At 52.9% G+C, this 21,585-nt stretch carries 23 protein-coding genes; 19 read left to right on the forward strand and 4 right to left on the reverse strand.

Going from position 1 to position 21,585, the window contains the following annotated elements:
* The first annotated feature begins 4 nt into the window (after positions 1–4).
* The 7 genes from AC4LF3_RS07650 (at position 5) to AC4LF3_RS07680 (ending at position 7,120) form a co-directional block, all read left to right on the forward strand.
* A complete protein-coding gene (locus tag AC4LF3_RS07650) occupies positions 5–1,111 on the forward strand; it encodes an FAD-dependent oxidoreductase (RefSeq protein WP_313548608.1) in 1,107 nt (368 codons plus the stop codon).
* Complete coding sequence (locus AC4LF3_RS07655) at positions 1,092–2,741, forward strand: hypothetical protein (protein WP_313548606.1); 1,650 nt, start codon at positions 1,092–1,094, stop codon at positions 2,739–2,741. The genes AC4LF3_RS07650 and AC4LF3_RS07655 overlap by 20 nt, the downstream gene beginning before the upstream one ends.
* A gap of 5 nt (positions 2,742–2,746) precedes the next feature.
* The gene (locus tag AC4LF3_RS07660; RefSeq protein WP_404627686.1) at positions 2,747–3,544 is read left to right on the forward strand and encodes an NAD-dependent epimerase/dehydratase family protein; all 798 of its coding nucleotides are present in this window, start codon (positions 2,747–2,749) and stop codon (positions 3,542–3,544) included.
* Entirely contained in the window at positions 3,544–4,383 is an 840-nt protein-coding gene (locus AC4LF3_RS07665) for a sugar phosphate isomerase/epimerase family protein (RefSeq protein WP_404627685.1), read from the forward strand. Before AC4LF3_RS07660 ends, AC4LF3_RS07665 begins: the two co-directional genes overlap by 1 nt.
* Positions 4,380–4,739, forward strand: coding sequence for an EamA family transporter (locus AC4LF3_RS07670; protein WP_010797866.1), 360 nt, complete (start codon positions 4,380–4,382; stop codon positions 4,737–4,739). The genes AC4LF3_RS07665 and AC4LF3_RS07670 overlap by 4 nt, the downstream gene beginning before the upstream one ends.
* A gap of 13 nt (positions 4,740–4,752) precedes the next feature.
* Complete coding sequence (locus AC4LF3_RS07675; protein ID WP_010797867.1) at positions 4,753–5,559, forward strand: glycosyltransferase family 2 protein; 807 nt, start codon at positions 4,753–4,755, stop codon at positions 5,557–5,559.
* 187 nt (positions 5,560–5,746) lie between these two features.
* A complete protein-coding gene (locus AC4LF3_RS07680) occupies positions 5,747–7,120 on the forward strand; it encodes an MFS transporter (RefSeq protein WP_125887867.1) in 1,374 nt (457 codons plus the stop codon).
* On the opposite strand, the gene AC4LF3_RS07685 is transcribed toward AC4LF3_RS07680, so the two are convergent.
* The 4 genes from AC4LF3_RS07685 to flgA form a co-directional block, all read right to left on the reverse strand.
* Complete coding sequence (locus tag AC4LF3_RS07685; RefSeq protein WP_407363153.1) at positions 7,117–7,851, reverse strand: flagellar brake protein; 735 nt, start codon at positions 7,849–7,851, stop codon at positions 7,117–7,119. The two genes, AC4LF3_RS07680 and AC4LF3_RS07685, sit on opposite strands and share 4 nt — an antisense overlap.
* Positions 7,852–7,925: 74 nt before the next feature.
* Positions 7,926–8,393, reverse strand: coding sequence for a flagella synthesis protein FlgN (locus tag AC4LF3_RS07690; RefSeq protein ID WP_125887869.1), 468 nt, complete (start codon positions 8,391–8,393; stop codon positions 7,926–7,928).
* 41 nt (positions 8,394–8,434) lie between these two features.
* Positions 8,435–8,761, reverse strand: coding sequence for a flagellar biosynthesis anti-sigma factor FlgM (flgM, locus tag AC4LF3_RS07695; protein ID WP_010797871.1), 327 nt, complete (start codon positions 8,759–8,761; stop codon positions 8,435–8,437).
* A 146-nt stretch (positions 8,762–8,907) separates the two neighbouring features.
* Positions 8,908–9,633 (reverse strand): flagellar basal body P-ring formation chaperone FlgA, encoded by a 726-nt coding sequence (gene flgA, locus AC4LF3_RS07700; RefSeq protein WP_125887870.1) that lies wholly within the window; start codon positions 9,631–9,633, stop codon positions 8,908–8,910.
* A 98-nt stretch (positions 9,634–9,731) separates the two neighbouring features.
* Between flgA and AC4LF3_RS07705 the strand changes: the two genes are divergently transcribed.
* The 12 genes from AC4LF3_RS07705 (at position 9,732) to flgK (ending at position 21,575) form a co-directional block, all read left to right on the forward strand.
* Positions 9,732–10,664: a chemotaxis protein CheV gene (locus tag AC4LF3_RS07705; protein ID WP_010797873.1), complete on the forward strand. Its 933-nt coding sequence runs from the start codon at positions 9,732–9,734 to the stop codon at positions 10,662–10,664.
* A gap of 43 nt (positions 10,665–10,707) precedes the next feature.
* Entirely contained in the window at positions 10,708–11,535 is an 828-nt protein-coding gene (gene cheR, locus AC4LF3_RS07710) for a protein-glutamate O-methyltransferase CheR (RefSeq protein WP_010797874.1), read from the forward strand.
* A gap of 226 nt (positions 11,536–11,761) precedes the next feature.
* Positions 11,762–12,175: a flagellar basal body rod protein FlgB gene (gene flgB / locus AC4LF3_RS07715; RefSeq protein ID WP_026003857.1), complete on the forward strand. Its 414-nt coding sequence runs from the start codon at positions 11,762–11,764 to the stop codon at positions 12,173–12,175.
* 2 nt (positions 12,176–12,177) lie between these two features.
* Positions 12,178–12,621 carry a flagellar basal body rod protein FlgC gene (gene flgC, locus AC4LF3_RS07720; RefSeq protein ID WP_010797876.1) on the forward strand — a complete coding sequence of 148 codons (444 nt, stop codon included), beginning with the start codon at positions 12,178–12,180 and terminating at the stop codon, positions 12,619–12,621.
* 13 nt (positions 12,622–12,634) lie between these two features.
* Positions 12,635–13,345 (forward strand): flagellar hook assembly protein FlgD, encoded by a 711-nt coding sequence (locus AC4LF3_RS07725; protein WP_010797877.1) that lies wholly within the window; start codon positions 12,635–12,637, stop codon positions 13,343–13,345.
* A gap of 27 nt (positions 13,346–13,372) precedes the next feature.
* On the forward strand, positions 13,373–14,680 hold the full coding sequence (flgE, locus tag AC4LF3_RS07730; protein WP_219653228.1) for a flagellar hook protein FlgE: 1,308 nt from the start codon (positions 13,373–13,375) through the stop codon (positions 14,678–14,680).
* Positions 14,681–14,864: 184 nt separating this feature from the next.
* On the forward strand, positions 14,865–15,602 hold the full coding sequence (gene flgF / locus AC4LF3_RS07735) for a flagellar basal-body rod protein FlgF (RefSeq protein ID WP_019365186.1): 738 nt from the start codon (positions 14,865–14,867) through the stop codon (positions 15,600–15,602).
* A gap of 52 nt (positions 15,603–15,654) precedes the next feature.
* Positions 15,655–16,440, forward strand: coding sequence for a flagellar basal-body rod protein FlgG (flgG, locus tag AC4LF3_RS07740; protein WP_010797880.1), 786 nt, complete (start codon positions 15,655–15,657; stop codon positions 16,438–16,440).
* A gap of 29 nt (positions 16,441–16,469) precedes the next feature.
* Positions 16,470–17,165 carry a flagellar basal body L-ring protein FlgH gene (flgH, locus tag AC4LF3_RS07745; RefSeq protein ID WP_010797881.1) on the forward strand — a complete coding sequence of 232 codons (696 nt, stop codon included), beginning with the start codon at positions 16,470–16,472 and terminating at the stop codon, positions 17,163–17,165.
* An 11-nt stretch (positions 17,166–17,176) separates the two neighbouring features.
* Positions 17,177–18,277, forward strand: coding sequence for a flagellar basal body P-ring protein FlgI (locus AC4LF3_RS07750; RefSeq protein ID WP_010797882.1), 1,101 nt, complete (start codon positions 17,177–17,179; stop codon positions 18,275–18,277).
* Positions 18,278–18,290: 13 nt separating this feature from the next.
* On the forward strand, positions 18,291–19,514 hold the full coding sequence (gene flgJ / locus AC4LF3_RS07755; RefSeq protein ID WP_491835033.1) for a flagellar assembly peptidoglycan hydrolase FlgJ: 1,224 nt from the start codon (positions 18,291–18,293) through the stop codon (positions 19,512–19,514).
* A gap of 9 nt (positions 19,515–19,523) precedes the next feature.
* Complete coding sequence (gene flgK / locus AC4LF3_RS07760; protein WP_491835034.1) at positions 19,524–21,575, forward strand: flagellar hook-associated protein FlgK; 2,052 nt, start codon at positions 19,524–19,526, stop codon at positions 21,573–21,575.
* The last annotated feature ends 10 nt before the right edge of the window (positions 21,576–21,585 follow it).

Below are 21,585 nucleotides of genomic sequence, written 5' to 3' on the forward strand. Positions count from 1 at the left end.
CATCATGCAGGATGCTATTGTCATTGGTGGCGGTTTCTACGGATCCATGATTGCCTTGTATTTGATGAAAGTACGAGGTTTCAAGGCTGTGACGTTGATTGAGCGAGAGGCGACTCTGCTCAATCGTGCGTCTTATAACAATCAGGCCCGTGTGCATAACGGCTATCATTATCCGCGTAGTTTCACGACTGCCTTCAGAAGTCGCGTCAACTTACCCCGCTTTATAAAAGACTATCCTGACGCTGTAGTCACAAACTTTACAAAGCTCTACGCCATAGCCCGTAATAACTCGAAAGTTACTGCCAAGCAGTTCGAGCGGTTTTGTCATGAAATTGGTGCAAAGCTTGAACCTGTACCTGCGTCAATGGAAAAGCTCTTTGAGCCACGGCTTATTGAGGCTGTTTATCTAACGGAAGAGTACGCGTTCAATTCTAGAGAATTGGCAGGAGAGGCGAGGCGCGAACTCGATGAAGTTGGAGTCGAGGTATTACTTAATACCAGGGTGAAATCTATTCATCGGCAGGGCAGTGACACGCTTTCGGTCACTTATGAGCAGGATGGAAAATCGGTAGAGCGCTCCACGCGGTTCATTTTTAACTGCACCTATAGTGGCCTGAATCAGTTTTCTGGCGACTTTCCGGGTACTCAAACCAAGTTGAAGCATGAGTTAACAGAAATGGCCTTGGTTGAGATGCCGGATGCGCTTAAAGGCCTGGGCGTTACGGTGATGGATGGGCCTTTCTTTTCCATGATGCCTTTCCCTGCGAGAGGGCTACATACGCTATCCCATGTACGCTACACGCCGCATATGCAGTGGAACGATTCACCGGATCTCGATCCCTATCATCGCCTTGAGCATTACCATCGTGACACACGCGTTGATCGCATGATTCGAGATGTAGCACGCTACATGGCGCCTGTTGCCAATGTTCAGTACAGGGACTCGCTTTTTGAAGTCAAGACCATTCTCGTTAAGAACGAAGGGGATGACGGTCGGCCAATTCTTTTTGAGCAGCACGCCCAACTGCCCAATTGTTACTCGGTTCTAGGTGGAAAAATCGATAACATTTTTGATGTTCTGGAGAAGCTAGATGCCGAATCCATCCACTGATGCAACCAATTTCGCGGATGTCACTCCAGCTCGGTCAGTCCGTTGGCTCGGAGTCGTTGCGCTATTCGCATTTGCTTTCGTCAGTTTTTTTACGCTAGGCCCCGGCAATATTGTCGATCCCTTTCACCAGGGAGAATACTTTGCCACTTTGCCCAGTATGCTGCATGGTCGGGTAGGTGAGCATGCCTTCACCATTCATGGTGCGCTCGACTTTTTGCCTGCCTGGATCGCCACTCATTTCAGCGGGCCGGATAATAACTTTCTCTATACCCAGGTTGCCTACGCGCTGTGCAACCTAGGTGCGGCTTGGCTGTTTTACTTGATAGCGTCTTTATTCATTGAGCGTGGCGCTAGATATGAGTTGCTGACACTCGTTGCAGTGGCGGTGGTAGCCAGCCAACTGGTTGGTTACCGTGACCTGTGCTTGCTGCTTTCGATCTATTTATTCCTGCTGTGTTTGCGAGCCAATCGCTCCTCCGATTTTTTTGTTAAAGCGACTCTCTTGGGTATTGCTGCAGCATTCAACATGTTTTGGTCTTATGACCGGGGCATTACCGGGTTTGGGGCGATAGGGTTGGGCGTGCTTCTGGCCAGCTTTTACGATCGCCGTTTCATCTATGCCATGGCCATCTTTGTTGGGACGTTTCTTGTACTGTCCCTGATGACCGAGGTGTTTTCCCTTAGCGATTATCTACGGAACTTCGACTTTCTACTCAGTACATCCTCGCAATGGACGTATCACAGTCCACGCTTCATCATTCAGAGCGCGCTACTGACCGTACCGACAGTGCTGGCTTATTATGCACTGTTCAAAGCGCTGCCTAAGCCGTTCCATTTCGGCTCTGCGTTTGCCATTGCTGGAATGCTGGCTGTCCTGATGTTGGTTTTGTACAAGATCGCGACCAACCGTGCAGATTTCATCCATGTTCCGATGGGTATGTGGGCGCCTTTGCTCAGTTTCCTCTTCGCTTATGATCAGCTGCGTAAGACGGGCCGAAAGCAGGAATTTGTGCTGCTGAAAAAGCCCGTAGCCGTGGCGGTGGTTGGGTCTATGCTGCTTCTAGGGCTGATTGGTAAGAACCCGATGCCCTTTTTTGCAGTTCTGCTGGGTTTGGTACTCATTAACAGCAACCGCAAGCCCTTGGGGTATGTAGCCCTGGTAGGTCTCTCGGGGTTGCTGGCTGCCTTTACACTTTACAAATCGCCAGTCCCCAATGTTCTTGTAAACGGCTACAAGTGGCTACCCAATATGGCGTCGCCCCCTGAGAACTCTCTGCTGGTCTCTGACGGTGCGCGTTGGGCGGCCAGCCAGATCAAGGGGTCAGGATCGCAGTGTGTGTTTGATCTTTCCAATAACGGAATTATCAATGGCGTGACAGGTTTGCCCGCGTGTACGAAATACATTTATCCGGTGTATGCCACGCGCGTGTATGAGCAAGACATGATTTCGGATCTGAAAAAGTCAGACCCCTCTGTCGTGGTCTACTCCACAACGTTCTGGTCGTTCAATATCAACGACATATCAATGCACGACAAATTTCCTGAACTCAAAAAGTATCTGGATGAAAGGTATCCGTACGAAAAGTGCGAGTCGGAATATTGTCTTCGTTTTAAAAATACTCAGGGGTGATAGGAATGAGTTTGCCAGACGCGCTTATAGGATATAGCGGCTTTGTCGGTTCGACATTGCTCAAGCAAAAAGACTTTGAGGGCCAGTTTCGCTCGACCAACATCTCTGAGGTAGGCGAAAAGGCTTATCACACGCTTGTATGCGCCGGTGCCCCCGCTCAGAAATGGATCGCGAACAAGGATCCCGAGGCTGACCGTGAGAAAATCGATGGTTTGATCGAACACTTGAAGCAGGTTAAATGCGAGACATTTGTTCTTATCAGCACTGTTGATGTATTCGGCTCGCCCGTTGGAGTCAATGAAGAAACGCCTGTTGTTGAAGAGGGCCTGCATGCGTATGGCTTGAATCGCAGGCGCCTTGAGAAATTCGTAGAAAGTCATTTCCCCAATTACCTGATTGTTCGTTTGCCAGGTCTAGTTGGACCAGGACTTCGCAAGAACGTTATTTTTGACTTCCTGAACGATAATAATCTTTCGGTCATCGATAGCCGTGGGGTATTCCAGTTCTATCCCATGGTCAATCTCTGGTATGACATCCAGACTGCCCTGAAGGCTAATCTCAAACTGGTGCATTTTACTTCGGAGCCTGTCAGCGTCGCTGATATCGCTCGCTATGGCTTTGGCTTCGAGTTCACTAATGAATTAAGCAACGCTCCAGCTTCGTATGATTTCCAATCCCTCCATGCTGAGGAGTTTGGCGGTGGTGCCGGCTATCAGTACAGCAAGCGTGAGACGCTTCAGGCAGTAAGGGCATATGCACAGTCCGAGCCGTTGAAAGCGAAGACTGCTTCGGAGGCTCATTGATGCGAGTCGCCATTTCCAACATCGCTTGGGATGTTTCCAATGACGAAGAAGTAGCGCAGCTGCTTTCCCGTTATGATGTAGATGCAGTCGATATAGCGCCCGGTAAATACTTTCCGCAGCCCAAGGATGCGACTGACGCAGAGATCCGGGCGGTCGAGCAGTGGTGGCAGTCCCGTGGTGTTTCGCTAACAGGTATGCAGTCCCTGTTATTCGGAACTACTGGATTAAATGTTTTTGGCTCCGCTGAGTCACAGCAGGCAATGCTGGATCACTTGGATGCCGTCTGCCGTATTGCGGCAGGCCTGGGCTCTACGCGTTTGGTATTTGGCTCTCCCAAGAACCGTGATCGCTCTGCAATTGCGGATGAACAGGTAGATAGCGTAGCTATCCCTTTCTTCCGCCGCTTGGGTGATATTGCTGCTCGTCATGGTGTGCTGATATGCCTGGAGCCAAATCCCACCTGTTATGGCGCTAACTTCATGGTCAATAGTGTAGAGACTGCTCGTGTAGTTGAGGCAGTTGATCATGACTCTATCCGGATGCAACTCGATACCGGCGCCTTGGCGATCAATGACGAAAATCCTGAAGAGATCATTGCCCGCTTTGCACCTTTCATTGGGCATATACATGCCAGTGAACCCAATCTGATTACGTTGGGTGATGGCGGTTCGAAGCATGCGCAGGTTGCCCAAGCATTGGCAAAACACCTTCCCGATCATGTCGTGACTATCGAGATGCTCCCTGCCAAGGAAGAGTCGAACATGGCATCTATCGAAAGAGCACTGGGCGTTGCTACACGGCTCTATCGAGATGGTGTGCAAGCAGGGGTAATGGCATGAAGTGGATGATCCTCATACTGGGCATCCTGTCCAATGCATCTGCCAGTGTCCTTGTAAAGATGGCCATGATGCCACCAAGAAAGTTTCCAAGTCTTTCCGATCCTATGGGAGCGTTAAGCAACTGGCCATTCTGGCTTGGGCTTTTTCTTTATGGATTGGCGTTTCTGCTGTATGCCGCTGCGCTTGCACGTTTGCCGCTGAATGTGGCGCATCCCGTTTTGACCGCTGGTGCCATAGCAACCGTGGCGATCATGTCGGCAGCGATATTCAAAGAACCTTTCCCATGGACGACCATTACCGGGATCATCATGGTAATCGCCGGTGTTGCGCTGATTACGGCCCGTGTAAGCTCATAATGTAGAAATGACTATGACAGCAGATATTTCCGAACACATACGCACTTCCTGGCAAGTGCCTGCGTATGAAAAAACGATGTGGTTGGGCAAGCAGCACGCCACATGCATCATCATTCCTGTGATCAATGAAGGAAGCCGTATTGTCAGTTTGCTGACTCGGATGAAGGATCTGAACGTTGATCAAGCGTCGGATGTAATCATTATCGATGGCGGCAGCACAGACGGCTCATTGGAGCTGGAGCGCCTCAAGTCCAAGGGTGTTAGAGGCCTGTTGCTCAAAAAGGGACCTGGTAAGCTAAGTGCTCAGTTGCGTTGTGCCTACGCCTTTGCATTGGAGCAGGGCTACGAGGGCATCGTGACGATTGACGGTAACGACAAGGATGATCCTGAGGCTATCCCGCGGTTCATCAAGGCGTTGGAGGAGGGGGCGGACTTCGTGCAGGCGTCGCGCTTCCTGCAAGGCGGTGTTGCTGAAAACACGCCAAAGTCCCGTGATTTCGCTATTCGCTTCATTCATGCGCCTATGCTGAGCATGGCGTCAGGCTTTCACTGGACCGATACGACCCAGGGGTTCCGGGCCTATAGCCGCAAAATGCTGTTGGATCCGCGCGTCGCTCCATTCCGTGATGTGTTCATGACCTATGAGCTGTTGGCTTACCTGTCCTATCGAGTGCCCAAGCTGGGTTATCGTTGTGTAGAGCTGCCTACCATCCGCCGCTACCCTAAAGGTGAAGTGCCCACCAAGATCAGTAGCGTGAGAGGAAATCTCTCTGTTCTTCAAGTTCTCTTCAAGGCGTGTACGGGACAGTACAACCCTTGAGGGACTATAAACACGGCGGCTTAGGTCGCCGTGTTTATTTCGGCTAAAAATCCCTCCTGACTCGACCGAACTCTTGGGCTTGCTACTCATCGAAGGGGTACATCAACGTCAAGGCATTAGGCCTTCGTGTCAAACGCATAAGAATCTGTCTTTGAAGCGCATTGTGCTGCCTTCGTAAGGAGCTGTAATGGGACGTACGTTATCTGCCTTCCGAGCGCTTTATGCTGCTACGTTGCTCATGCTGATCGGCTCAGGCCTGCTTAGCACCTATATGGCACTAAGGCTTGCGTCCGAGGAAGTTCCAGGGGCCTGGATCGGTGCATTGACAGGTGCTCAATACCTGGGTCTGGTGTTGGGAGGCAAGGTAGGGCATCGTCTTATTGCGCGTGTAGGGCATATAAGGGCTTACGTTGCTTGTGCGGGAATCGTAACTGCTGCAGTTCTGGGAACCGGAATATTGCCCTTTCTGCCCGTGTGGCTGCTGCTGCGTATGCTGGTAGGGATGGGCATGATGTGCCAGTACATGGTGTTGGAAAGCTGGTTGAATGAGCAAGCTGAGCCCAACCAGAGAGGCAAGGTATTCTCGGGGTATATGACGGCTTCCTACTTTGGTCTGGTTCTAGGGCAAGGTGTACTGATTGCCTGGCCTGAGCTCGGTAGCGAAAAGCTTATGCTGGTTGCGCTCTGTTTTGCGCTCTGTCTGGTGCCTGTTGCGATCACTGCGAAGATCCACCCGGCCCCGATGAGTCCGGCTCCTCTTGATCCTGGATTTTTCTTCAAACGAATCCCCCAATCGTTAACAACAACTGTAGTGAGTGGCCTCGCTATCGGTTCGTTTTATGGTCTTGCGCCTGTTTACGCCGCGGCCCAAGGGCTGCCAACCGAGCGAGTCGGCTTATTCATGGGGGTTTGTATTTTCGCAGGGCTGCTGGCTCAATGGCCTATTGGTTGGCTTTCCGACCGCCATGATCGTAGTTGGCTGATCAATAAGGTTGCGCTTGTTCTGGTGGTGGCTGCACTACCGCTGGCGTTATTGCCCAAGGTCCCCTTATTACTGCTGCTTGCTCTTGGCTTTGCAGTCAGCATGTTGCTTTTTGTGCTTTATCCTCTAGCCGTTGCGCTTTCCAATGACCATGTGGAAGGGGAGCGACGGGTATCCCTTACCGCCATGCTCCTGGCCACCTTTGGCGTGGGGGCCTGTATCGGTCCGCTATTGGTAGGTGCCTTGATGAATTGGTTCGGCGCCAACATGTTGTACGCGTCCATCGGTGTGTGCGGATTGATTCTGGTGTGGCGTATCAGGCCGCAGGATGTAAAAGGCTTGCACCGTGTCGACGAGGCCCCGCTGCAACACGTGCCTATGCCGGATAGCCTGGCCAGCTCACCTTTGGTTGCGGCACTGGACCCGCGAGTAGATGAGCAGGTAGTCCATGATCAGATGCAGAATGCAGAGGCAGTGGCAACTCCAGCGGAGGCTGCAGATGAAGAGACTTCCTCATCTGCAGTGCAGGCTATGGTTGAAGAGAGCAATCCTATACCTGAGGATGAGCCCAAGCGTTAGTCTATCCGCCGTGTTTCGCGTTGAAGTTGATAGACGAAGCGTTCGACCTGACGTTGAGTTAGGCCCGACATGCGATAGAAGCGCAGGCCTACCTCGGTACAATCTAGCCTTTCGTTATAAGAAACGTGGCGGACTTCTACTGTTGAGCTAAGGGCGCTGCCAGGGAGGGCTACGGAAAATTTTTCCAGTAGCTCACCAGGAGACACCATGGACGTTGCATTCTTGGCGATACGGATCTTGCAGCCGGTCGCCGAGATGTCCAGGAGCGAACCTTTCAGGAATTTTTTACTGGGAAGGTCTGAGAGCTCGGCTGTTGGCTGGCGATTAAGCTGAAGGCGGACCCGAAAAGCATTTCGGCGCTGGTGATAGCTTACTTCCTTCGGGAGTGGAAACCAGTAGCAGCGGCTGTCGTTCAGCTCGCTCAAATTGCCTGGAACGTCGTACTCCCAAGTGATTTGCACGCCTTCATGGGAGCTGTCGATGCGAAAACGCTCTCCCTGAAGCAGTAGCCGTTCCCCCTCGGTAGGGATGAGTTCATCCAGCGCGATCAAGCCTTGTTCGGTATTGATGTCGATCAGAAAGCTCTGGAACTGTCTGTTACGTTCCAGAAAGGTTACGCGGAGTGGACTACGGGTTTCCACCAACGGTTTTAGGTATGCAGCTATCTCAATAGGTGTCTTGAGTAGCTTGGGTGGCTGAGGACCCTGCACATCATTAAATGCGTTGGACACGCCCTGTCTCCATTTCTTGACAAATAAATAAAGAATGGCCGGGATCGTTTAATCCCAGCCATTGTATCAACAATTCATACCTGACTTAACGGGCGTTGGTAATTCGAGCGGGGCAGATGGCCGCGTCTGTTGTACAGACTGGGCACAGGAGGGCCCTGCAAAATTTCGAGCATGCTGGCCACAGTATACTGGTTGGCCTTGATGATCTGGCCATTCCGGTTGTTGGCTTCCTTGCACTGCTCAATAACGGTCGTGAGCTGGTCTGCCGCCTCGATCAACTGATCGTCCTGCTCGAAACGTTCGGCATAGGCTAACAGGCCTTCACGGCTCAAGGGTAACCCCAGGCGCTGCAATTGTGCAGAGCGCAAGTGATTATGCTGATCCAGTTGAACCAGGAGTGGCTGCTTTTCATCCAGCAACAGGCCAAGCAAATCGAACTTGCGATTTACCAGGGCTTCGTGTTCTAACTCGATCAGTTCCAGTAACCTTGTAGCGATGTTCAAATCGCTAAGGGTTAGCTCAAGCAAGCTGGCGTTGTGCATACGATCTACACTCGTGCGTCATATTTCCAACGCTGCGTCGCTTAGCGCTGGGATTCAAAATCAAGCAGTTTGGAAGCTACGCGCTGGCTATCGACTTTATAGCTGCCATCAGCAATGGCCTGCTTCAGGCGATTAACACGCTCGCTATCAACCACCGGCTCTTGGCGAATCTTTTCGACAGCCTTCTGAAGCGTTTGGGCTTCATCGCTCAGCTTTACATTTTCGCCTGCTGGCTGGGTTGGGGATACGGCAGCTGCTTTGGCAACTTCACTGGTTTTGTTAGTTGCATTGGTCGCTGCAGGTCCAGTAGTCCGGCTAGTGCTGGCGGTGCTGGAAGTGCTGTTCGTTCTGTTGAAATCAATAACCATGATGGAGAACCTCGGACAGTTTCGGTCGCATGCCCAGCTTTTCGGCTTAGCCCAAAAAAACTTTAGGCTAAATTTTGTGCTCCGTTTGGCAAAAAGCTAATGGGTCAGTATAAACCATCTGTTAGAGGCCATGGTGGCTGTTTGGCTTACATGGCGACCTCAACCATTCCCGGGCCAGTCACGCGCGCTTTAATGACGCGCTTGGAATTCAGATTCTTGACGCGAATCTGTTCTCCCTGGGCTCCATCAACCAACGCCTCTCCCTGCATTCTTACAGTAAAGCCTCCCGATCCCGCACTAATGACAACCTGATCGCCCTTGCGCACCACTTCGGCTGCCTGGAGGAAGGAGGGAGCTAATATTTGATCTGCCACTACCTGCCGCTTGAGTTTCTGACCCATCACTAGATCGATATCTGTCAGATAACCTTGAGGCAATTTTCCGACGTCTCGCTCCAGTAGAGCTACATTCTGCGGATCTATAATCGTATCGCGCAGCAATGGTCGGGTGGTGACTACGACATTTCGATACAGGCGAACCTCCGCAGGGATGTAGACGGTCCAGGGGGTACTTCCTTCGCATCGAACACGTACCGAAACACGGCCTAGCGGTGCTTCAAGGCCCTGCTGTGCAACGGTTAATGGTCGATCACAGGCCGCCAGCCGTAAACGTGGGTCCAAGTCTTTCACCTGAACTTCATGTCGACCCTCAGCATGACTCTCGATCAAATATTCCTGAACGCGCTCCTCAAGAAATCCTTGAGCTGCGCCGATAAGTTCTTCAGGCAGGGTTAGCTCGGCAGCTGCATAGGTCTGGTTTGCAGAGCAGAACCCTACAAGCGTTATCAGTAATGAGATGTGGCGTCTGTTCATGCGTCGAGAAACTGTCTTCGGCGGTTCATGAATCTACCTAAGCAATCCCTGTGCCGTCTTCTGTCATCCGATAGGCCGGCCTTTTCAGGAGTTCACAAATGGCTGGCGTATTAGATGCAGTCAACCAGCGTACTCAGTTGGTCGGGCAGAATCGGCTGGAACTGCTGTTGTTCCGTTTGGACGGCCCGCAGCTTTATGGAATCAACGTCTTCAAGGTAAGGGAAGTGCTGCAGTGCCCTAAACTTACCGTGATGCCGAAATCCAGTGCTGTCGTACGTGGCGTTGCAAGTATTCGTGGTGGCACCTTTCCGATCATGGACTTGGCGCTGGCAACGGGTCGCCGTGGTCTGGATGATCTGACGAACAGCTTCGTCATCATTACAGAATACAACACCAAGGTTCAGGGCTTCCTGGTGCGCTCCGTCGAGCGAATCATCAATATGAACTGGGATATGATCCAACCGCCACCCAAGGGAACCGGTCGTGATCATTACCTGACGGCTGTTACGCGTGTCGATAATCAGCTGGTTGAAATTATCGACGTGGAAAAAATCCTTTCAGAAGTAGCGCCTTCGGTCGAAACCATTTCGGAAGGTGTTATTGACACGGTTGTTCAGGCAAAAGCCGTTACCAAGCATGTGCTGATCGTCGATGACTCGTCTGTGGCACGTAAGCAGGTGAGCCGCTGTCTGGGAACCGTTGGAGTGGAAGTAACTGCGCTCAATGACGGACGTCAGGCGCTGAATTTCCTGAAGGACATGGTCGATAATGGTGAAAAGCCGGAGCGGGAGTTGCTCATGCTGATCTCTGATATCGAGATGCCTGAAATGGACGGCTATACTTTGACGGCAGAAATCCGTAACGACCCCCGGATGAGCAACCTCCATATCCTTCTTCATACCTCGCTGTCTGGTGTATTCAACCAGGCTATGGTTAAGAAGGTTGGAGCTAATGATTTCCTCGCTAAATTCCGCCCCGATGATCTTGCGTCCCGGGTTATTGAGCGTATCAAGGCAGCCGATGAAGGCTGAGATGATCAACGCTCTTCTTTTCTGATTCAGGAGCAGAACGGAAGTGTCAGCAGTTAATGCAGATTTTATGCAGTTCCGTGTCTTTCTTGAAAAGACGTGTGGAATCCTGCTTGGTGATAATAAACAGTATCTGGTTTCCAGCCGCCTCAACAAACTGATGGAGGCGGAAGGAATCAAGTCGTTGGGAGAGCTGGTGCAGCGTATCCAGACCCAGCCACGCAGCGGACTCAAGGAGAAGGTCGTCGATGCGATGACGACCAATGAAACCCTATGGTTTCGTGATACCTACCCGTTTGAGGTTCTGAAGAATCGCCTGTTACCGGAGTTGACCAAAGCCAACCCTGGACAGCGACTGCGTATCTGGTCGGCAGCCTGCTCGTCGGGCCAGGAGCCTTACTCGCTATCGATGACCATAGACGAGTTTGAGCGTAGCAGCCCAGGCCAACTACGCAGCGGTGTCCAGATCGTGGCAACAGATTTGTCCGGTGTAATTTTGACAGCGGCTAAATCGGGTGAGTATGACTCACTGGCAATCGGGCGTGGCCTTTCCCAGGAAAGACTGCAACGTAATTTTGACGTGGTTCCGCCGAATCGGTGGTCAGTAAAGCCCGCTATTAAAAGCCGCGTTGAATTCAGAGCGCTCAATCTGTTGGACAGTTATGCCAGCCTGGGCAAGTTCGACATGGTCTTTTGCCGCAACGTGCTGATTTATTTCTCGGCTGATGTAAAGAAAGATATCCTGACGCGTATTCACGGCACGCTCAAACCGGGAGGCTACCTGTTCCTGGGGGCGTCGGAAGCCTTGAACGGGCTGCCGGAACTCTATCAGATGGTCCAGTGTAATCCTGGCATCATTTACAAAGCGAAATAAGCCAAAGGCCCGACATGTCGGGCCTTTTCTTTTCCTGTCTTGCCATCCTTCCTGTCAAAGTTTTGCCGTCATCCTTGCCGCTTGCCCCTTCAAATACGGAAAAACCTTGCCGCTTTTGGCGCCGTAGCGCGCCTTGTTTTGTTAACTTATTGATATTTAAGGTTTTTAATAGTTGGCATGTGCATTGCTAAAGGGAGATAGCCCTTCTGGCAATAGGTTCATGACCATGAGTATCAGTTTCGATAAAGCATTGGGTATCCATCAGCAGGCGTTGAATTTCCGTTCTCAACGCGCCGAAGTGTTGGGCAACAACATTGCTAACGCCGACACGCCTGGATACAAGGCGCGCGATCTGGATTTCTCGGCCGTTCTGGCAGAGCAAGCCAACAAGTCGTCGCATAGCAAATTCAACCTTGATACGACCAACACTCGTCATATCGAGGCTGAAGGTTTCGGTGATCTGTCAGCGGATGCTGCGATGCGCTATCGCATACCCACTCAGCCTTCGCTGGATCAGAACACTGTAGATGAGCAAGTAGAGCAAGCCAATTACGCAGAAAACTCTGTGCAGTTCCAAGCCAGCTTCACGTTGCTTAACAACAAATTCAAAGGGCTCATGTCTGCCCTTCGTGGAGAGTAACCATGTCCCTGAGTAATGTATTCAACATTGCTGGTACAGGTATGAGCGCACAGACCACGCGCCTGAATACCATCGCCAGTAACATTGCTAACGCCGAAACCGTTTCGTCCAGCGTGGATGAGACCTACCGTGCCCGTCACCCTGTGTTCGCAACCATGTTGAACCAGGCGCAGAACGGTGGCAGCGCTTCTCTGTTCGATGAGCAGGGCGAGGCTGGAACGGGTGTGCAGGTACTGGGCATCGTTGAAGACCAAAGCAATCTTGAGGCCCGTTACGAGCCCAATCATCCGGCTGCTGATAAAGACGGTTATGTGTACTACCCGAACGTCAATGTCGTGGAAGAGATGGCGGACATGATTTCGGCAAGCCGTGCATTTCAGACCAACGCTGACATCATGAACACTGCCAAGCAGATGATGCAGAAAGTCTTGACGTTAGGTCAGTAAGCGGAGATCACGCATGTCCACTATCAATACGAATACCAATAACGCAGGCGTTGCAGCATCGGCATTGACAAGTCTTACGAGCACTTCGTCAAAGGATGCTACTGCGTCTACCGATAAGAAAGGCAGTCTGGGAAAGGATGACTTTCTGCAGCTGCTGGTCACTCAGCTCAACAACCAGAACCCGCTAAGCCCTCAGGACAATAGTGAGTTCGTCGCTCAGCTGGCCCAGTTCAGTAGTGTTGAAAGCCTGCAGAACTTGAACTCTGCAGTTAACGGCATCGCAGGTACCTATCAGTCTTCGCAAGCGCTGCAGGCGTCGTCACTGGTGGGACGCTCCGTGATCGCCCAGACGGGGTCGTCCATGGTGGATACCTCGAAGAGTTTCAATGGCTCGCTGGTCATGCCAGCGGCTGGTAAGGATGTCACTGTCGGCGTGTACGACAGTGCAGGTTCGCTGGTCAAGACCATCGACCTGGGCGTAGCCAAGGCAGGCACTACCGATTTCATCTGGGATGGTACAGATGCGAAAGGTAATAAAGTTGATGCGGGAATTTATAGCTTCAAGGCATCTGCCGATATCGATGAAACGCGGCAAGCCCTGACTACTTATCTGCCGGCCACCGTCAATAGCGTAACGCTGGGACAGGATGGCGGTGAAATGCAACTTAACCTGGCTGGGCTGGGCAGCGTGACGCTGTCGCAAGTTCAGATGATTGGTCAGTAAGCCGGCAGTCCGGCAGAGGAAAGAATTATGTCATTCAATGTTGGTCTGAGCGGTCTGAAAGCAGCAAGCACTCACCTGAACGTTACCGGTAATAACATTGCCAACGTAGGCAGCACCGGCTTCAAGGCATCCCGTGCCGAATTTGCCGATATCTATGCAACGTCGATGTTTGGTGTAGGCAATAACACCACAGGCAGCGGCGTCTTGACTGCCAATATTTCCCAGCAGTTCACGCAGGGCACAATCAGCAAGACCGGCAATAGCCTGGACATGGCCATTAACGGTAATGGCTTTTACATCATGAGCAACAACGGTACGGAGACCTATACTCGTAACGGTACGTTCAGCACGGATAAAGAAGGCTATATCGTTGACAATTCGGGCAACCGTCTCCAGGGCTATCGTGCTGATATCGATGGTAATATTGTGCCCGGCGCGGTGACTGACCTTGTGGTCGATACGACCAACCAGCTGCCTAAAGCCACGACTGCCGTAGCACAGACGCTGACCTTGAACTCAAGCTCGACGGTACCGACGTCCACTACATTCGATCCTAATCTGGCTTCTAGCTACAACTGGTCTACCTCAGTCAGTGTGTTCGATACTCAAGGTAACGAGCACAACATGATGCAGTACTTCGTCAAGAATGATACAAACCAGTGGACCATGTATGTAACGGTTGACGGTCGTAACCCTGCAGATCCAGCCTCAACCACACCGTATTCAGCGAACGTGAATTTTGACGCTGCCGGTCGTATGAGCTCAATTGCGTCGAATGACTTCCAGGTCGACGCAAACAACGTGCTGACCATGAACAACTGGGTGCCTGCTGCTGTTAAAGACAGCAAGGCTGATCCGGTCGTTTGGGGTGCCAATGGCGCGGCTGCCAACGGTGCGGGTGTAACCCTGGATATCACCAAGGTCACCCAGACTAACAGCAGCTCTGCAGTTACTAAAGTAACCCAGGATGGCTATACCACGGGTCAGCTGTCAGGTCTTTCCGTAGATGCCAGCGGCACGTTGTTCGCCAACTACACCAATGGCCAGTCGAAAAACATTGGTCAGACTGTTCTGGCTACCTTCGCCAACATGCAGGGCCTGCGTCCGGTAGGCAACACTAATTGGATCCAGACCGTTGCGTCCGGCGAGCCTGTTCGTGGTACTCCGGGTTCAGGTGTGATTGGTACGATCGAGTCCGGCTCATTGGAAGATTCCAACGTGGATCTGACGGCTCAGCTGGTAGACCTGATCGTTGCTCAGCGCAACTATCAGGCTAACGCCAAGACCATCGAAACTGAGAACGCTATTTCCCAGACGATCATTCAGATTCGTTAATTAGGGGAAGGATAGGTTTGCCGCTAGCGGCAACAATATTCCGGCGCTCTGATAAAAAGGCCTCATCCGAGGCCTTTTTCTTTTTAAATCAACTACTTAACTAATTTAAATAATATGGCACAGGCCTTGCTATAGATCCTGCATCGAAGCAATTCGCTGCAAAAAACCGTCGCTAGAGGATTCTATGGACAAGTTGCTTTACGTCGCTATGAGCGGTGCCAGCCAGAATGAAATGGCACAGCGTGCCCACGCCAACAACTTGGCGAACGTTTCCACTTCAGGGTTCCGTAAGGATCTTGAGCAAGCACGCTCGATGCAGGTATTTGGTGATACTCATCCTTCACGCGTCTATGCCATGAGCGAGCGTCCGGCAACGGACTTTACGCCTGGCTCGCTTCAAGAGACCGGACGGAACCTGGATATCGCTATCGAGGGTAACGGCATGATTGCTGTCCAGGCGCCCGATGGTAGCGAGGCGTATGTACGTACCGCCAGCCTTCAGATTGATGCATTGGGTCAGCTGCGTACTAGCGGCGGCTTTCCGGTCATTGGCAATGGCGGACCTATTGCGGTGCCTCCGCAAGCCAAGGTGGAAATCGGTCAGGACGGCACAATCAGTATTCAGGCGCTAGGTGAGAGTCCTCGCGTACTGGCCGAGGTTGACCGCATCAAGCTGGTTAACCCTGATACCAAGCAAATGGAAAAAGGCCTCGATGGTCTGATTCACACCAAGAACAAACAGCCTGCAGCGCCGGACGCCAATGTCCGCGTGGCTTCGGGATTCGTAGAAAGCAGCAACGTGAATGCTGCTGAAGAAATGACCTCTGTTCTTGCCCTGGCCCGTCAGTTCGAGTTGCACATCAAGATGATGCGTTCGGCTGAAGACAACTCGGCTGCGATGGCAAAGGTTTTGCAATCCTAATTACCAGTTTGCATGAAACGCCGTAAAGCCGGCGCTTGAGGAGAACGCAATTATGATGTCTGCATTGTGGGTCAGTAAAACAGGTCTATCCGCTCAGGACATGAACCTGACCACTATTTCCAACAACCTGGCCAACGTCTCCACGACGGGCTTCAAGCGCGACCGTGCCGAGTTCCAGGATTTGCTGTATCAGGTACGTCGCCAGCCAGGCGCCCAGTCCACTCAGGACAGCCAGCTGCCGTCAGGTCTGCAACTGGGTACTGGTGTACGTATCGTAGGTACCCAGAAAAACTTTACCGAAGGTAGCCTGCAAACCACGGATCAGCCGTTGGACATGGCCATCAACGGTCGTGGTTTCTTCCAGGTTTCCATGCCGGACGGCACGATTGCCTATACCCGTGACGGTACCTTCCACCTGAACTCTGATGGTCAGGTCGTTACCGCCAATGGTTTCGCGCTGGAGCCAGCGATTGTTGTTCCTGCCGAGACCAGAACCTTTACTGTGGGTGAAGACGGTACGGTGTCGGTAACCACTGCTAACAATGCGGCGCCGCAGGTGATCGGCAACCTTCAGACGGCTGACTTTATCAACCCGGGCGGCCTGCAGGCTGTAGGCAACAACCTGTTCATGGAAACCGCTGCCAGTGGTGCTCCGCAGAACGGTACCCCTGGCTTGAATGGTCTTGGCACCGTCATGCAGCAGACATTGGAAAACTCCAACGTAAGCACCGTGGAAGAGTTAGTGAACATGATCACTACTCAGCGCGCTTACGAGATGAACTCCAAGGTCATCTCCACCGCTGACCAGATGCTTGGCTTCGTTACTCAGAACCTGTAATCGCTTTTATTCGCGAGGTCGTTGTTTGTATGAACCGCCTTCTTGCTCTTGTTCCCGCGCTTGGCGCTGTATTGCTGGTTGGCTGCGTAGCACCTGCTGCTCAGCCAAACGATCCGTATTACGCGCCGGTGCTGCCGCGCACGCCGATGCCGGCTGCGCAGAACAATGGCTCCATTTACCAGCCTGGGTTCGACCAGAACCTGTATACCGACCGCAAGGCGTTCCGCGTGGGTGACATCATTACCATCACGCTGGAAGAAAGGACTCAGGCGAGCAAGAACGCGAGTTCGGATATTTCCAAGGACAGTTCGGCCAATCTTGGGGTCAGCTCCCTGTTTGGCACCAAGGCACAGATTGGCAACCCGCTTTCGGGTGGCAACCTGAACCTGGGCGCCCAGTTTGACGGCGCTCGAGAGAACAAGGGTGATGCCAAGGCTGCACAAGGCAACAGTCTGACGGGTTCTTTGACCGTGACGGTGGCAGATGTGATGCCCAACGGAGTATTGGCCGTCAGGGGTGAAAAATGGCTGACGCTCAACACAGGTAATGAGCTGATGCGCATTTCTGGACTGATTCGTGCAGACGATATCAGCACCAATAACACCGTGTCTTCCACTCGGGTAGCAGATGCACGGATTACCTATTCCGGTACCGGGGCATTTGCCGATGCCAGTCAGCCGGGTTGGTTGAGCCGCTTCTTTACTAGTCCGCTATTTCCGTTCTGAGGCGTGAAATCATGTTGAAACATCTATGCGTTGCTTTCGCACTGGTACTGTCGGCAACGGCAGTCCAGGCAGAACGCCTCAAGGACATCGCCACGATTCAGGGCGTGCGGACCAACCAGTTGATTGGTTATGGCCTGGTTGTAGGCCTGAATGGTACAGGTGACCAGACGACTCAGACACCGTTTACCGTCCAGACCTTCAATAACATGATGGCGCAGTTCGGTATCAAGGTCCCCAACGGCGGAAACGTCCAGCTTAAAAACGTGGCTGCTGTATCCATTCATGCGGACCTGCCAGCGTTTGCCAAGCCAGGCCAGACGATCGACGTTACCATCTCGTCGATCGGTAATGCCAAGAGCCTGCGTGGCGGTAGCCTGTTGATGGCTCCGCTAAAAGGTATCGACGGTAATGTGTATGCCGTCGCGCAAGGCAACTTGGTTGTAGGTGGTTTTGACGCAGAAGGTAAGGACGGCTCGCGTATCACTGTCAACGTTCCGTCAGCAGGGCGTATCCCTGGCGGGGCCACCGTCGAGCGTCCGGTTCCGAGCGGCTTCGATCAAGGCAACTCGCTGACGCTGAACCTTAACCGTTCGGACTTTACAACCGCCAAACATATCGTTGACAAGATCAACGATCTGCTGGGTCCCGGTGTGGCAACGGCAGTAGATGGCGGCTCGGTTCGTGTGACGGCACCGCTCGATCCCAACCAGCGCGTGGACTATATCTCTGTGCTGGAAAACCTGGAAGTCAGCCCAGGCGAAGCAGTTGCCAAGGTCATTATCAACTCGCGTACCGGCACTATCGTCGTCGGGCAGAACGTAAAAGTTGCGCCTGCAGCTGTTACGCACGGCAGCCTGACGGTCACCATCAGTGAAGATCCCATTGTCAGTCAGCCCAATCCGCTCTCGGACGGCCAGACAGCAGTGGTACCCAACTCGACGGTCAAGGCCAAGCAGGAAGCCAAGCCGATGTTCAGGTTTGGTCCTGGCACGACTCTTGATGAGATTGTACGGGCCGTCAACCAAGTTGGCGCAGCACCCAGTGATTTGATGGCGATCCTCGAGGCGCTTAAACAGGCTGGCGCCTTGCAGGCCGATCTGATTGTAATTTAACGGAGCAGTAGTCATGGACTCTCGTTTGGGCGGAACCTACAGCAGTAACGTCGATTCCGGCGCATACACCGACCTGAACCGCCTTGCCCAGATGAAGGGCAAGAACCGGGACAGTGAGGAAAACGTCAAGAAAGTGGCTCAGGAGTTCGAGTCGCTGTTCCTGAACCAGATGATGAAGTCCATGCGCTCGGCTAATGAAGTGCTGGCCGATAAGGACAGTCCGTTTCAGAGCGAAACGACCAAGCAATACCAGAGCATGTATGACCAGCAGATGGCCGTATCGCTTTCGCGAGAGGGCGGTGGCCTTGGCTTGGCATCAGTGCTTGAGCGTCAGCTCTCGAAGACGGGGCAGACCAGCCATCGTCCGAATCCGTTTGCGCAGGTGGGGCAGGCGGCTGCACCGAAAAGTGAAGCGTCAGCGGCTGCCCAGCCTTCAACGCTTCGCTCCGATCATAAACTGGCCAGTGTAGATCCTGCGCGTGATGACTCCAAGTTTCTCAATCAACGCCGCCTGGCGTTGCCTGGAAAGCTGGTTGATCGCGTCATGGCCGGTATTGTGCCGGATGTACAAAATCCGACCAGTCAAGTTGCCGGCACGGCTAACACTGCACTGTCAAAAAATGATTGGAAGCCTGCTCAAGCTCTGGCCGTTTCGGCCGATAAAGGTCTGAGTACGGGTGCCTCCCAAGAGATTAGTGGACGTCGGTATGCGCAACCGCCCCTGGCCAGTAAGTCATCCTTCAGTAGCCGTGAGGACTTCGTTAACACGATGCTGCCAATGGCGAAGGAAGCGGCTGAGCGGATCGGCGTCGACCCGCGTTTCCTGGTGGCCCAGGCTGCACTGGAGACCGGCTGGGGCAAGTCCATCATCCAGCAGCAGGACGGCTCCAGTAGCCACAACCTGTTCGGCATCAAGGCTCATGGCTGGCAGGGTGGTTCGGCGCGTGCACTGACTACCGAATATGTGAACGGGCAGCCCGTTAAAGAGGTAGCCAAGTTCCGTGCATATGGCTCGTACGCAGACAGCTTCCATGACTATGTGAGCTTTCTGCAGGACAACGATCGGTATCAGAAGGCGCTTAACAGCGGAGGCGATTCAGAGAAGTTCATGAAAGGACTCCAGCAAGCCGGCTACGCCACTGACCCGAACTATGCACGCAAGGTAACGCAAATTGCTCAAGGCATTGGTACTTACCAGAACATTGCCTCGAATAGCTCAACTACGATTCGTTCATAAGGCCTGATCATGTCGAACCTCATTTCAATCGGACTTTCGGGGCTTTCAGCCAGCCAGAGTGCTTTGAGCACGACGGGTCATAACATTACCAATGCGGATACCGCAGGGTATACCCGTCAGCAGACTGTTCAGAAAACGACGGCAGCGCGTCTTGAAGGTACCTCCTATATTGGTACCGGTACGACCATTGCCGACGTGCGCCGTATTTATAATGACTATCTGGGTACCCAGGTAAGGACGACCACTGCGCTGAATAGCGCCGCGCAGTCGTTTTACAACCAGGTCAAGCAGGTCGACTCACTGCTGTCGGACGGTACTACCGGCGTTAGCAAGGTCATGCAGTCGTTCTTTGCTGCGCTGCAGACAGCATCGGCCAGTCCTACGGATAATGCCTCTCGCCAGCTGCTTCTGACACAGGCTCAGGGCTTGAGCGAGCGCTTCAACTCTGTAACCAATCAGCTGGTAGACCAGAACAACTACGTTAACGAGCAGTTGGCCAGCATGGCCACGCAGGCCAACAAACTGGCAGGTAGCGTAGCTCAGTACAACCAGGCCATAGCCGAGGCCTCAGGCAACGGCGCTTCGCCCAACGACCTGCTGGATGCCCGTGACGAGGCGGTACGTCAGCTTTCCGAGATGATCGGCGTAACGGTGGTCAACCAGGACGGCAACTACAACCTATATATCGGCTCAGGTCAGCCCCTGGTGGTCGGCAACTCCGTGTCTACGCTTGCAGCAGGCCCCAGCCAAATCGATCCGGCGCGTTATGCCGTTACGTTGACCAAGGCCAATACAACCCAAGATGTCTCGTCCGTGGTAACGGGCGGTGAAATGGGTGGATTGCTCAACTACCGTGATAACGTGCTTGATCCGGCCCGAAATGAGCTGGGCCGCATGGCGATGGTGATTACCGAGCAGGTGAATAGCCAGTTGGGGCAGGGCCTGGATCTTAACGGCAACTTCGGTTCGCCGATGTTTGCTGATCTTAACAGCGCCGCCAACGTTTCTCATCGCAGCCTTGCCCAGATTGGCAACAGCGATAAGACGGCAAGCCTGAACGTAGACATCAAGGACACCAGCAAGCTGACCACTAGTGACTATGAAGTCACGATGCAGGAAGGTAATAGATATTCGGTGCGCCGTCTTTCCGATGGCCAAGCCATGGGCTCTTACAGCCTGGATGCTTCGCCTGCACCGGTGATTGATGGCTTCTCACTGAGCCTGGCGAGCGGGTCTGCGGTAAAGGGTGACAAGTTCACGATCATACCGACTCGTACCGGGGCGGCAGACATCTCCGCGCAGCTCAAGGATGCCTCTCAGCTGGCGTTCGCTGCGCCGTTGTCTGCCACGCTTACAACCGGTAATAAAGGGTCTGGCAGTGTGACGCAGCCGACTTTGACGACCAAGCTGGATGTCAATGATGCTACCGCCAATGCTCAGATGCAGGCGGGTATCAAGAACGGCACGCCGGTCAAGATTGTATTTGGTGACGTCGCGAATGGCTCTCAGAGCTACTCGGTATTCAACACCAAGGGTGAATCCATCGGGACCGGTACTATCGTTCCGGGCAACAACAACAAGGTTGCTGTCAATGTTCCTGTACTGGATAACACTGGCAATGCGGTACTGAATACAGACGGAACGGCCAAAACGTTCTCGTTTGAAATGACGGTGAGCGGCTCTCCATCCAAGGATGACAGCCTCACGGTGTCGTTCAACAAGAGCGGCGCCTCTGATAACCGCAACGCTCAGCAACTGCTGAATCTGCAAACCAAGAATGCGGTGGGCGTCAGTGGCGGGAGTGTAGGAACCAGCATTACTGGTGCTTATAGCTCATTGATTGAGCGAGTAGGGGCTATTACAAGTCAGGCCGAGCTCGATACCAAGGCGACGAGCGCTGTGCTGACCCAAGCAAAAGACAGTCGTGATTCGGTATCAGGCGTCAACCTGGACGAAGAGGCGGCTAACCTGGTCAAGTTTCAACAGTATTACAACGCGTCTGCGCAGGTGATCTCGATTGCTCGCAGCACGTTCGATACGCTGATCAATGCAGTTCGATAGAGGCTTTATT

The sequence above is a fragment of the Pseudomonas sp. C2.3V genome (genome assembly GCF_058536325.1).